Here is an 11,367-nt window from a genome sequence, read left to right on the forward strand (position 1 = left end):
TCACCGGCGGTTCGTCCCGCTATGGGTAAGTTGACCTGATCACGCCGCGGTCCAGCCCGTCCAACGGTTGACGTCGACGGCGAGCACGACGCCGCGCAGCGCGAACGCCGGATAGCGCGCCGCCAGCAGCGACGCTGCCCGCATTGCCTCCGGGGCGTCAGCCAGGAGGGTGCGGGCCGTGCCGTCCGCGCGGGCCCACCACAGCCGGGACCAGTCCTCGTCGTACTCGTCGACCAGCAGCGACACCCGTGGGTTGGCCGCCACGTTGGCCAGCCGGCGCAGCGCCGTCGAGCGTTTGGGTTTCGCGTCGACGGCGCTGTAGACCGTGTCGTTCTCGACCGCGAACGTGATCGGGACCAGGTGGGGCTGGCCGGCCGCCGAAACGGTCGCCAGGCGGGCGACGCGGGCCGCGGCGAACCGGGCCCGCGCCTGTGCCGGGGTCACTCGGGGTTGTATTCCGAGATCGCTGCTTCCCACTCGTCGAACGCGCGCTCGACGCGGGACTTCGGGCCCGACGGCAACCAGCGCGCCACCCGGCGCACCCCGGCGTCACGCAACGCGGCGAACACCTTCGGGTCGGCGGGGACAGTCATCACCTGCACCTCGATGTCACGCTCGGCGCGGGCGCGCAACTCGGCGATCCGGTCGAGGATGCCCTCGTGGTAGTTCGGGAACCACGCGTCGCCGAATGCCAGCACCCGGTCGAGCACCGTCGGACCGGCACCGCCGACCAGGACCGGCGGGTGCGGCTTCTGGGCCGGCTTCGGGTAGGACCAGACGCCCTCGAAGTTCACGTACTGGCCCGTGTAGCTCGCCTCGTGCTGGGTCCAGATGGCCTTCATCGCCTCGACCCGTTCGCGGAGCACGCGCATGCGTACCCGTGGATCCGTGCCGTGATGGCGCATCTCGGTGCGGTTCCAGCCGGCGCCCACGCCGAACTCGAGGCGGCCGCCGGAGAGGTGGTCGACGCTGGCGACGGCCTTCGCGGTCTGGATCGGGTCGCGCTCGATGACCAGGCAGATGCCGCTGGCCACGCGCAACCGACTGGTCGCCGCGGCGGCCGCGGTCAGGGACACGAACAGGTCGTACGTCTTCCAGTATTTGCTGGGTAGCGGTTGACCGGGGAACCGGTCGGTCTCGGCCGCGGGGATGTGCGAGTGCTCGGCGAAGTAGATCGCGTCAGCGCCGCGCTCCTCGGCCAGGCGCGCGACCTCGCCGGGCTTCATGCCGTCGTGCGTGGGGAAGTAACCGACTCCGAACTCCATGGCAAAGGTCTATCACGCGCCACATGAAAGTATCCTTCACCATCCATATACGCATTGGAAACTATCGACATAGACACTCTTCAAGGTATAGCGTGCGGCTCACCCGCCACAACACGCGTCGCCCCTAAGGAGTGCCGTGACCGTCTTCCCATCGCGCCGGCTCCGCCGGCGGGCCGTGCTCGGGCTGCCCGCCCTGGCCGCCGCAGCCGTGACCGTCGCCGCCAACCCGGCCGCCGCCGCGGCCGCGCCCAAGGCCAAAGCCCCCGAGTGCGTCGCCGACCTGATCGTCGCCGAACCCAGCCTGGCGCGAGGTGCCTGATGCCCAACGTTCCCTGGTTGCTCGACGTCCTGCGCGGCGCGGGCGTCTCGGTCGTCGTCGAGGGTGACTGGCTCAACCGCTACCGCCCCGGCTCGTTCGACCCGATCGGCGTGCTCTGGCACCACACCGCCGCCACCTCCAGCGCCAGCAACCCCCACCCGGCGCTGAACGTCTGCATCAACGGCCGCCCCGACCTGGCTGGGCCGCTGTGCCAGGCGCTCGTCGATTACAACGGCGTGTTCCACCTGATCTCCGCCGGCCGCTGCAACCACGCCGGCGAGAGCCGCGGCAGCGGGCCGATCCCGGCCGGCGACGGCAACACCCTGATGATCGGTTGGGAGATCGACTACAACGGCGTCAGCCAGTCGATGACCACCGCGCAGTACAACGCCTCCATCGCCGCCACCGCCGCGGTGCTGACCCGGCTCGGCCGGAACTCGAGCTATGCGCGCGGGCACCGGGAGACCAGCACCACCGGCAAGATCGACCCGTCGTTCATCGACCTCGACGTGATGCGCGCCGACGTCGCCGCCAAGATGAGCGGTGGCGGCGGCACCTGGTCGCAGATCGTCGACAACACCACGGCCGGCCGGTTCACCGCGAGCGCCAACTGGGGCACCTCGTCCTACTCGACGCAGCGCTACGGCACCGACTACCGGTTCGCGGAGCCGGTCGCGGCCAGCGACCCCGCCTGGTACAAGTTCAACGTGCCGAGCGCGGGCACCTACCGGGTCGACGTCTGGTACGCGGCGAACGCCGGCTACAGCAGCGCGGCGCCCTACATCGTCGCGACCACGGGCGGCAACCAGACGGTCAACGTCGATCAGCGTACGGGCGGCGGCGCCTGGCGTTCGATCGGCTCGTTCAGCCTGCCGGCCGGCGACGCCAACCGGGTCGCGGTCAGCCGCTGGACCTCGGGCGCGGGCCTGGTGATCGCCGACGCGATCAGGCTCACCCGCCTGTAGTTATTCTTGGGTGATGAGCGACCGGATCGAGTCCCTCATCGACGCGCGGATCCGTGCCGCCCGGGAGAACGGCGAGTTCGACGATCTCCCGGGCGCCGGCAAGCCGCTGCCCGGCCACGCCGAGCCCTACGACGAGCAGTGGTGGCTCAAGGAGTTCGTCCGCCGCGAGGGCATCACGGGCGAGGCCATGCTGCCGTCGTCGATCCAGCTCGCCCGCCAGCGCGAGCGGCTGCCGGAAGAGATCAAGCGACTGCCGTCGGAGCAGCGCGTACGCGAGACGGTCGCCGCGCTCAACCGGGAGATCCTGGACTACCAGCTCCGCCCGTCGCCGCCGTTCGTCCCGCTGCGGCGGGTCGACGTCGAGGAGATGGTGACGCTCTGGCGCGAGGCGCTGGAGGCCCGCTTCGCCGCGGCCCGGCAGCCGGCGCCCACCACATCGCCCCCACGCCGCCGCCGCTGGCCTTTCAAGAGTTAGGAACGGACCGTTCCTATGCGGAAAGCGTTAACAACGGACCGTTCCTTAAAAGCCCCAGGCGGTGCGTAGCCAGTCCTGGAACGCCGCGCTCGTCGGGGGCCAGGTGATCGTCAGCGCCCACTGTGCGAGCGCGACCGTCCCGAGGAACGCGCCGAGCCGGCGGCTCGGTGAGCGCGGCACCGCGACCAGCGCGACCACCGTCAGCAGCAGATAAGCCGTCACCGCCGAGTACCCCGACCCGACGAGCAGGGCACCGAAGACGCCCGCCGGCGGGACCAGGTAGCCGGCCAGCGCGCGGGGACGGCGCACCGCGTAGACGACCGCGACAGCCACGTAGAGCGGCGTGTGCGCCACCGCCACCAGCGCCCCGCCCGCCGCGGATACCGGGCCGCGCGGGTCGAGGGCGATCTCCACCGAGCCGGTGAGCCGCCAGTCGAGCAACGCCCAGGTGGCGGCGGCGGCCAGCGTCGGGAACATCAGGACCGCCCAACTCGGCGGCACCGACCGGCGCCGCTCGGCGGCCACGAACGGCGCGGCGGCGGCGAAGGCGACCGCGTACAGGATGGCGACCGGGTCACACAGCGCCGCGGCGGCGAGCGCGAGCCCGGCCCGGTGCGCCCCCTCGGGCCGGCCCGCGACCGCGAAGTGGACGAACCCCTCGACCGCCAGCGCGAGCAACGCCACGGTCAGCACGGCGGTCAGATCCTGCGATCCGGCGTACGCCAGCGCGGGCACCAGGACCAGCGGCACCATGATGCGCAGCGGGACCTGCCAGGCGACCAGCCGCTCCCCCAGCGCGGCCAGCACGAACCCGGTCGTCAGGCAGGTGAGCAGGGCGCCGCCGGGCAGCAGCGCGGCGAGGCCCGTCGCGGGCGGTGCGGCGAAGCCCTGGTAGCCGGCCTGCAGCGCCAGCGCCCCGAACGGCAGTGCCAGTGCCACGCGGAGCAGCCAGCGCGGGCCGGCGCGGCGCGGGTGGCGCTCCTCGGCCGCGTCCCACCGTTGCCACCTGGGGATCACCGTGGACGGTGCGGTTGCCATGCGGGGTCCTCCCGGTCAGGTGAGCAGCCGCCACAGGGTGCGGTAGGCGGCGGCGGACTGCAGCAGCCAGCGCAGCGGGCGCAGCAACGCCGGGCCGACGGGCGTGCCGCGGCGCTGCTTGAACGCGTCCAGCAGCTCGACGTAGCTCAGCAGGGCGTTGCCGACCAGCAGGCTGGCCAGGACGATCGCGACCAGCCAGGCGGGCACGAGCCGCTCGGCGGGCAGCACCAGGGCGGCCGCGAACAGGGCGTACAGCGGCGGGGTCAGCAGCAGCGCCGCCGGGCCACCGCCCGTGCGCAGTAGGACGCCGGGCGCGTGCAGGATCCCGGCTTCCCGGGCCAGCGTGGCGGGGTGGCGCAGGTGGTGCAGGAACGCGTGCAGGTCGTCGTCGGTCGGCTCGCCGGCACCCGCGCGCAACCGCAGCGCCGCCACGGCACCGACGCCGAGCAGGAAGCCGGCGCTGGTCAGCACGCCGACCGTGACGAGCGTGGGCCCGGTGGCCGTGGCGACGGACGCCACGAGGAGCAGCGACGCGAAGGCCGCGACGACCCAGCCGCGCCGCTTCCGGCCTTCGGCCGCCGGATACCGGTACGCCCGCTCGATGGCGGCGTCGAGGTCCCAGTCGCTGGTCACGGCCACGCAGACCGGGGCGCCCACCGCCTCCTCGATCATCGCGACGCGTTCGGGGGTGGGCTCGACCGAGGTCGCCACGACCACGTAGCCCTCGTCGTCGTGGTGCAGCGGCAGCCAGCCTTCGCGGGCGAGCGCCTCCGGGTCGTACCCCGTCAGCAGTTGGGGGTCGATCCACTCGGTCTCGAGGTCGACGTAGCCGCAGTTCCAGTCGGCGGCCTGGCTCCGGAACAGGTCGCGCCGGTCCGCGAGATCGTCCGCGAGCGTCTGCGCGTGCACCATGCCTCGATGCTCTCGTGTTTTAACCAGTTTGTCCGGTTACCGGGATCCGGCGTGTCTGGATCAACGCGCCGCACGCCTGCGAGACTGACCATTGTGGCCAGCCTGCCCGAGCCGACGCGGTACCACCGCATGGTCGGCTGGCACGCGCCCGCGATCCGCCGTGCTGCCGTCGTGATCGTCATCTGGGCCGTCGTGTCGGCCGTCCTGGGCATCTTCGTCATCGACTGGGAGCTGGCGGTGATCGCCGGGTGGGACGTCGCCGCCGTGGCCTTCCTCGGCTCGGTCTGGCCGATCTTCATGAAGGCCGACGGCGACAAGACGGAGAAGCTGGCCAGCCGCGAGGACGAGACCCACGGCTCGGCGACCGCCCTGCTCTCGGGCGCCAGTGTGGCCGCCCTGTTGGGCGTCGGTTTCGCGCTCGGCAAGGCGGCCCACGAGCACGGGTCGTTCCGGGGCGTGCTGATCGGGATCGCGGTGCTCACCGTGACCAGCGCGTGGGTCACGATGAACACGGTCTACACGCTGCGGTACGCAAAACTCGACTACCAGAGCCACGGTGTACGGATCGACTTCGGTCAGCCGCTGTCGGAGCACAAGCCGACCTACCGGGACTTCGCGTACCTGGCCTTCACGATCGGGATGACCTACCAGGTGTCCGACACGACGCTGCGCAGCTCACCGGTGCGCCGGACGGCGTTGGCACACGCGCTGCTGTCGTACGTGTTCGGGGTCGCGATCGTCGCCGGCGCGATCAACCTGCTGGCCGGGTTGGTCAACAGCTGAGCAGGTGTTGCAGCCGCAGGCCGTGGTCGGCGTCGAGCGGGTGCGGTGTATTGGTCCGCACGGCGTGGGCGAACTCGGCACGCAGGATCGGCCAGCACTCGTCGTGGTCGACGGTGGCGAAGTCGATCTCCAGGACGCCGGTTTTGCCGTAAAGCTCGACGCCCGCCTTGGATCGCGCGATGCCGACCTCGCCCGAGAGGGCAAGCTGGCTCTTGGTCCCGCTGCGATGGGTGCAGGTCAGGTCGAGCCAGCCGCGGGGGTTGTCGTGGCGGTCGACGGTCTCGATCGGGCCCAGGGCGGCCTCGACCAGGTCGAGCAGGTGCGGGCCGAGGTCGAGCAGGGCGCCGTGGCCCCTTTGTCGCCAGCCCGTGGCGAACGGACCGTCGAGGAAGCCGCCGTGCAGGTAGGTGGCGCGGGCGCCGATGGCCTCGAAGTGCGCTGCTTCTGCGAGGAACGCGCGGGTCTTCGGGTGATAGCGCTTCGTCAGCACGAGCTGGCTGATCACACCATTTTCGCGTACGGCCTTGGCGACGCGTTCGGCGTCGGTGACCGTGAGGGCGAGGGGCTTCTCCAGGAGCAGGGCGCGGCCGGCGTCGGCTGCCCTGACGGCCAGGTCGGCCTGGATGTCCGGCGGCACGGCGAAGGCAACGGCCTCGCAGCGGTCGAGCAGTTCGTCGAAGTCCCGGGCGGCGGTGGTTTTCAGCGCTTTCGCCAGCCGGTGTGCCTTGTCGGCCCGCCGCGCCCAGACGCCGACGAGGGTGGTCTCCGGCCCGGCGGCCAGGGTGGGGCCGTGCATGACCTCGGCCCAGTGGCCGGAGCCGACCAGCCCGACCCGGATCGGTCTCTCCACGTGTGATATTGAATCAGGCCTTGCGGCCGTGGGCCCGGAGGATGGGGTCGTCGGCGATCGGGAGCGTCGCGGGCCGGCCGGCGAGGACGGCCTCGGCCATCCAGCAGTACCAGGCGGCGGTGCTGCGGTAGGGACGGAACTTCTCGCCGAGGGGTTCGAGCTCCTTCTCGGTCGGGGTGGGCACTCCGTAGGCGACGCCGTAGCCGCGCCGGATGCCGAGGTCACCGACCGGCCACACGTCCTGCCGCTTGAGCTGGAAGATCATGAAGAGCTGGGACGACCAGGGTCCGATGCCCTTGACCGTCGACAGCCGGCGAACGATCTCGTCGTCGGGCAGGTGGCCGAGGCGCCGGTTGTCGAGGATGACGGTGCCGTCCCGGACCTTGGTGGCCAGGTCGCGCAGCGAGACCACCTTGCGCGCGGAGAGCCCGACCTTGCGCAGCGTGGCATCGGTCAGCGGGAGCACGGTGTCGGGGCTGAGCTCACCGTCGACGGCGTCGACGAGCCGACCGAGGATCGCGACGGCGGCGGGGCGGGCGAGTTGTTGGAAGACGATTCCGCGTACGAGTGACTCGAAGTTGGTCTCTTTCCACAACGGGATCCGCGGCGCCGGCCCGTCCCGCACGAGCCGCGCCATCACTCGATCCTGGGCGGCCAGCAGCTTGGCGGCCGCCCGGAAACTGACCTTCGTCGCCACGTCCCTAACGATGCCGTGAACCGGGTCAGCGTGTGGGCGCAATGAGCTCCAGCAGGTTGCCCTCCGGGTCTTTGACATAGGCGAAACGCATCCCCGGGCGTACGCCGTCGGCAGGAGCGGACACCTCGCGGGCGCCGGCGTCGAGGAGCTTGGCGAAGGCGGCGTCGAGGTCGTCGACGTAGACCGCCCAGTGGAAGTAGCCCTGCGTGCCCGCGCCGTGGAACGGGTCCTCGAACTCCTGCGGAGCTGAGCCGCCGCGCTCGATCAACTCGATCTTGAGCCCGTTGGCGGCCCGCAGGATGGTCGAGCGGACGTGCGCCTCGGGCAGCGCGAACTGCTCCTCCACCTCGGTGAGGCCGAGCGCGTCGGCGTAGAAACGGCGCTGCGCGTCAAGATCGGCAACCGAGAGCCCGACGTGGTCGAAGACGAAGGTCGACATGACCCCTCCCCTGTGCTGTCTCGAAGGTTAAAGCCACTTACCACGTTAGCACGATGAGGTAAGAGGCGTTAACCTCTGCGTATGCCGTCTGTCACCCGCCGCGCGACCGGCCAGCACCACGGCGACCTGCGGAACGCGCTGGAAGAGGCGGCCCTGGCACTGGTGGCGGAGCGCGGCACCCAGGGCTTCACCCTGGCGGAGGCCAGCCGCCGGGCGGGGGTGAGCGTCGCGGCGCCCTACAAGCATTTCGCGGACAAGGACGCCCTGTTGGCGGAACTGGCCCGCAAGGGTTACGAGCGGCAACACATGCTCTTCCAGGCGGCGATGTCCACGGAAACGGACCCGATCGACCAACTCGCGGCGTTCGCCGCTGCTTATGTCGAGTTCGCCGCGGAGAACCGGGCACTGTTCGAGATCACCTTCGGCGCGGGCCTGGAGAAGCAGCGCTACCCGTCACTCGCCGCGGCGGGTGATCGGGTCCTGGCCCTGCTGCGCGGGCCGGCGGCGCGCCTGGTCGACGGCACCGCCGCACAGGACGACCTCATCCACACGATCGGCGCGACGGCACACGGCTTCGCCGTGTTCCTCGCCGAGGGCATCCTCGGCGATCCGACCACGACCCTGGAAGCAACCAAACGCCGCGCCCGCGCCGCGGCCCGCAAACTGGCCACCTGAGCCGCGACCGACGGCGCCAACCTACGTCAGGACACGCGGCGAACCGATCACCGCCGGAGATAACCGAAGCGGCACCCACGTCGTAGCCGGCAAGCCGGCCGCGACTTACCGCGTCTACGGCCCGCGGCCCGCCGGCAGGGCGGCTGCCTGAGGCCTGGAGACAACCGAAGCAGCACCCAGATCGCAACCGGCAAGCCGGCCGCAACCGACGCGTACCCCGCCCGCAGGCCGCCGGCAGAGTGGCTGCCTAAGGCCTGGAAACAACTGAAGCGGCACCTACGTCGCGACCGGCAAGTTGGCCGCGACCGACCGCGTCCACCGCCCGCAGGCCGCGGGCAAGGTGGCTGCGTGAGGCCTGGAGACAACCGAAGCCGCACCCACGTTGGAGCCGGCAAGCCGGCCCCGACCGACGCGTCCACCGCCCGGGTCGCCGGCAGAGTGGCTGCCTGAGGCCTGGAGACGACCGAAGCGGCACCTACGTCGCAACCGGCAAGCCGGCCGCGGCCGACGACGTCGACCGTCCGGGTCCACGCCCGTCACCTCAGGGCGCAACGGCGAAGGGCTGCGGCTCGCGGCGGTCGAGGCGGCGCGCTCACGCGCCGTCGGCGGGGTGGCCGGGTGAGGCGGGGCGTGCCCGGGCGGGTCCCATGCCCGGGCACGCGTTCAGCCGCCTCAGGGCGCGCGGTATGCGGCCCAGGCGTCGCTCATCCGGGCCGCCTGGCCCGGGGTGAACTGGTACATGCAGGAGTCTTGCGTGTAGTCCATGAAGTTGGTGATCGGGTCGAGCCCGGCCGCCGTGCAGGTGTCCCGGCCGACCGGGCAGTTGAACGCCGCCGAGGCCTCGGCCGGGGTGTCGGCCACCTGGTCGCCGGACTTGCTGCAGCCGCCCTGGAACGTGTGGTAGAGGTTCAGCCAGTGGCCGACCTCGTGCGTGGCGGTGTCGCCGAGGGAGTAGATGCCGGCCGTGCCGCCCGGCAGCGACTCGCCCAGCACGACCACGCCGTCGGAGCTCTGCAGCTTGCGCTGCGGGAAGGTGGCCCAGCCGAGCAGGTCGTCGCTCAGCTCACCGGTGTAGATGTTGAGGGTGTCCTTGCCGCCGACCCGCAGCGCCGCCTTCATGGCGCGCTCGGTGCTGGAGCCGTAGACGATCGGGTACCACTCGGGCCGCACGTTACGGGTGATCGACTGAAGCTGGAACGAGAAGGACGTGCCGGCGCCACCGACCGCACCACCGTCGAACGAGTCGTTCAGCACGGCCATCTGCTGCTGGATCATGGAGTCCGGCAGGTAGCCACCGGCCCGCGTGGTGTTGGCGGCGATGACGTGCACGACCACGGGGATCGTGACGGCGGCGAGCGTGGTCACCCCGGCGGGGCGCCGCCGGTCGGCGAGCACCGCGGACAGGTCGGCCTCGCGCTGCCGCACCTGCGCATCGGTGAGCGCGTTGGGATCCTGGTGCCCGGGCCGCCCGGGCCGGGCCTTGGCGTCGGAGTGCGTCGCTTCTGGCGCGCACCCGGCCGCCACCGCCGCACCGGGCGCGACCGCGACCACGCCACCTGCGATCAGGAGCAGAGACGTCGCGGCGCGGGCCGCCCAACCTTTCTTACTGACGTGCATGCGTCACCTCGGCGGGAGTCGTCGTGGGACGGGAGAGGTACCCGACCCTGCCGAGAAAGCGCCACATGGACGCATGTCGTTACAGCAACCCAATCCGCCGCCTCAGCACGCCCCGGCGGCGGGCCCCGGCGGCCAACTTGGCGGCTCCCGCCAGCGGGGATTCCGGCGCGCTCGCACTGACCAGCGACCTCGACGTGGGCAAGGCGCGAGGCGATGGCCAGGCGCGGCGCGAGCCGCGGCGGTGACCCGTCAAAGGGTGTGCAGACTTAGCGCCGCCTGGCGGCTGCCGCGATCACAAGCCAACCGCAACCCCGCCTCACACCGATCCGCCGAACCCAACCTGGCCAACCCAGGTCTGCCGCGAAATGCCAGAGCGGGGCAATGCGCAGGCGTCGGCCGAAGGCCGTGCCCGGCGGTCCGATGGAGGCGTCGCAACCAGTCCTGGCCAGCTTGCCGCCCGGCGGCGGCTCCGGTCGGCCGGCCGTTCGCGAGAGCTCTAAGCCCGGGCGACGGCGAGCAGGTGGGCGCTCGCGGCGAGCAGGGCGGGCTCGGTGCTGTAGACGCGGGCGATGTCCAGCGCCCCCGCGAACACGGCCTCGGCCAGCGGGCCGTCGACGGCCGCGTCGGCGGCCGGCCAGGCAGGACCCTCGACGCCATGCACCTCGACCTCGGTCAGGCCGGCCGCGTGGAACTCGGCCACGAGCTCCTCCACCCGGTGGAAGTAGGCCGGGATGAACGGAAGGGCGCTGCCCGGCCCGTTGGCGCCGCGGTCCAGCAGCGTGCGCGCCTCCGCGAGTGCGGCCTCGGTCAGGCGTCCGGTGGCCGCGAAATCGATCGGTCCGGCGAACCGTGAGATCGCCGCGGCGACCACCCGGCCACCCGGGCGCGTGACGCGGACCGCCTCGCAGAGCGCCGCCACCCGGTCCTCGGCACGGAGCAGGTGGTAGAGCGGCCCCAGCAGCAGCGTCGCCTCGTAGGCGTCGGCGGCCTCGGGCAACGCCCGCGCATCGCCCACCACCGCGTCGATGGGCGGCTCGCCGCCGGCGGCCAGCGCCACGTGGGCCGGCGTCAGATCCACCAGGCGGACCTGATAGCCGGACGCGGTCAGGGCCCGCGCGTAGACGCCCGTGCCACCGCCCACATCCAGCACCCGGGCCGGCGCGTCCGGCAGCAGCGACCGCAACAGCTCCATCGTGCGCGTCCACTCGAGCCGCGCCTGCGGCCGGTTGGTCAGCCGGCCGTCCTCCTGGTACGTGTTGGTGTAGAAATCGACGACGCTTCGCGAGTTCTCGTCCACAGAGGAGATCGTCCGGTCGGCCGGACCGTCCGGCA

At 71.9% G+C, this 11,367-nt stretch carries 14 protein-coding genes; 5 read left to right on the forward strand and 9 right to left on the reverse strand.

Translation table 11 applies throughout. The features are described from left to right. Nucleotides 1-39: 39 nt before the first annotated feature. Both Air01nite_RS25545 and Air01nite_RS25550 read right to left on the reverse strand, forming a co-directional pair. Nucleotides 40-444: a TIGR03668 family PPOX class F420-dependent oxidoreductase gene (locus Air01nite_RS25545; protein WP_203705820.1), complete on the reverse strand. Its 405-nt coding sequence runs from the start codon at nucleotides 442-444 to the stop codon at nucleotides 40-42. Continuing rightward, nucleotides 441-1,265 (reverse strand): TIGR03619 family F420-dependent LLM class oxidoreductase, encoded by an 825-nt coding sequence (locus tag Air01nite_RS25550; RefSeq protein ID WP_203705822.1) that lies wholly within the window; start codon nucleotides 1,263-1,265, stop codon nucleotides 441-443. The genes Air01nite_RS25545 and Air01nite_RS25550 overlap by 4 nt, the downstream gene beginning before the upstream one ends. A 136-nt stretch (nucleotides 1,266-1,401) precedes the next feature. On the opposite strand from Air01nite_RS25550, the gene Air01nite_RS41665 reads away from it, so the two are divergent. The 3 genes from Air01nite_RS41665 to Air01nite_RS25565 are packed head-to-tail and all read left to right on the forward strand — an operon-like array spanning nucleotide 1,402 to nucleotide 3,024. Then, a complete protein-coding gene (locus Air01nite_RS41665; RefSeq protein WP_203705823.1) occupies nucleotides 1,402-1,584 on the forward strand; it encodes a hypothetical protein in 183 nt (60 codons plus the stop codon). After that, complete coding sequence (locus Air01nite_RS25560; RefSeq protein ID WP_203705825.1) at nucleotides 1,584-2,549, forward strand: golvesin C-terminal-like domain-containing protein; 966 nt, start codon at nucleotides 1,584-1,586, stop codon at nucleotides 2,547-2,549. The genes Air01nite_RS41665 and Air01nite_RS25560 overlap by 1 nt, the downstream gene beginning before the upstream one ends. A gap of 13 nt (nucleotides 2,550-2,562) precedes the next feature. Beyond that, complete coding sequence (locus tag Air01nite_RS25565) at nucleotides 2,563-3,024, forward strand: DnaJ family domain-containing protein (RefSeq protein WP_203705827.1); 462 nt, start codon at nucleotides 2,563-2,565, stop codon at nucleotides 3,022-3,024. A 45-nt stretch (nucleotides 3,025-3,069) separates the two neighbouring features. Here Air01nite_RS25565 and Air01nite_RS25570 read toward each other — a convergent pair whose 3' ends face one another. Both Air01nite_RS25570 and Air01nite_RS25575 read right to left on the reverse strand, forming a co-directional pair. Next, entirely contained in the window at nucleotides 3,070-4,062 is a 993-nt protein-coding gene (locus Air01nite_RS25570; protein WP_203705829.1) for a hypothetical protein, read from the reverse strand. A gap of 15 nt (nucleotides 4,063-4,077) precedes the next feature. After that, a complete protein-coding gene (locus Air01nite_RS25575) occupies nucleotides 4,078-4,974 on the reverse strand; it encodes a GspE/PulE/PilB domain-containing protein (protein ID WP_203705830.1) in 897 nt (298 codons plus the stop codon). Nucleotides 4,975-5,067: 93 nt separating this feature from the next. Here Air01nite_RS25575 and Air01nite_RS25580 point away from each other — a divergent pair, with 93 nt between their 5' ends. After that, the gene (locus tag Air01nite_RS25580) at nucleotides 5,068-5,757 is read left to right on the forward strand and encodes a DUF1345 domain-containing protein (protein WP_203705831.1); all 690 of its coding nucleotides are present in this window, start codon (nucleotides 5,068-5,070) and stop codon (nucleotides 5,755-5,757) included. Here the strand turns inward: Air01nite_RS25580 and Air01nite_RS25585 are convergent. Genes Air01nite_RS25585 through Air01nite_RS25595 form a run of 3 tightly spaced genes read right to left on the reverse strand, consistent with a single transcriptional unit; the run spans nucleotide 5,747 to nucleotide 7,743 of the window. Beyond that, a complete protein-coding gene (locus Air01nite_RS25585) occupies nucleotides 5,747-6,607 on the reverse strand; it encodes a Gfo/Idh/MocA family protein (protein ID WP_203705832.1) in 861 nt (286 codons plus the stop codon). The two genes, Air01nite_RS25580 and Air01nite_RS25585, sit on opposite strands and share 11 nt — an antisense overlap. Before the next feature lie 13 nt (nucleotides 6,608-6,620). Next, nucleotides 6,621-7,304, reverse strand: a complete 684-nt coding sequence (locus Air01nite_RS25590; RefSeq protein WP_203705833.1) for a DNA-3-methyladenine glycosylase family protein — start codon at nucleotides 7,302-7,304, stop codon at nucleotides 6,621-6,623. A gap of 25 nt (nucleotides 7,305-7,329) precedes the next feature. Then, nucleotides 7,330-7,743 (reverse strand): VOC family protein, encoded by a 414-nt coding sequence (locus Air01nite_RS25595; protein ID WP_203705834.1) that lies wholly within the window; start codon nucleotides 7,741-7,743, stop codon nucleotides 7,330-7,332. Nucleotides 7,744-7,824: 81 nt separating this feature from the next. Between Air01nite_RS25595 and Air01nite_RS25600 the strand changes: the two genes are divergently transcribed. Next, the gene (locus tag Air01nite_RS25600) at nucleotides 7,825-8,418 is read left to right on the forward strand and encodes a TetR/AcrR family transcriptional regulator (RefSeq protein WP_203705835.1); all 594 of its coding nucleotides are present in this window, start codon (nucleotides 7,825-7,827) and stop codon (nucleotides 8,416-8,418) included. Nucleotides 8,419-9,090: 672 nt separating this feature from the next. Here Air01nite_RS25600 and Air01nite_RS25605 read toward each other — a convergent pair. Both Air01nite_RS25605 and Air01nite_RS25610 read right to left on the reverse strand, forming a co-directional pair. Continuing rightward, a complete protein-coding gene (locus Air01nite_RS25605) occupies nucleotides 9,091-10,035 on the reverse strand; it encodes a zinc metalloprotease (RefSeq protein WP_203705837.1) in 945 nt (314 codons plus the stop codon). A 496-nt stretch (nucleotides 10,036-10,531) separates the two neighbouring features. Further along, nucleotides 10,532-11,332, reverse strand: coding sequence for a class I SAM-dependent methyltransferase (locus Air01nite_RS25610; protein ID WP_203705839.1), 801 nt, complete (start codon nucleotides 11,330-11,332; stop codon nucleotides 10,532-10,534). Between the last annotated feature and the right edge of the window lie 35 nt (nucleotides 11,333-11,367).

The organism is Asanoa iriomotensis (assembly GCF_016862515.1).
In the GTDB taxonomy this organism is placed as follows: Bacteria; Actinomycetota; Actinomycetes; order Mycobacteriales; family Micromonosporaceae; genus Asanoa; species Asanoa iriomotensis.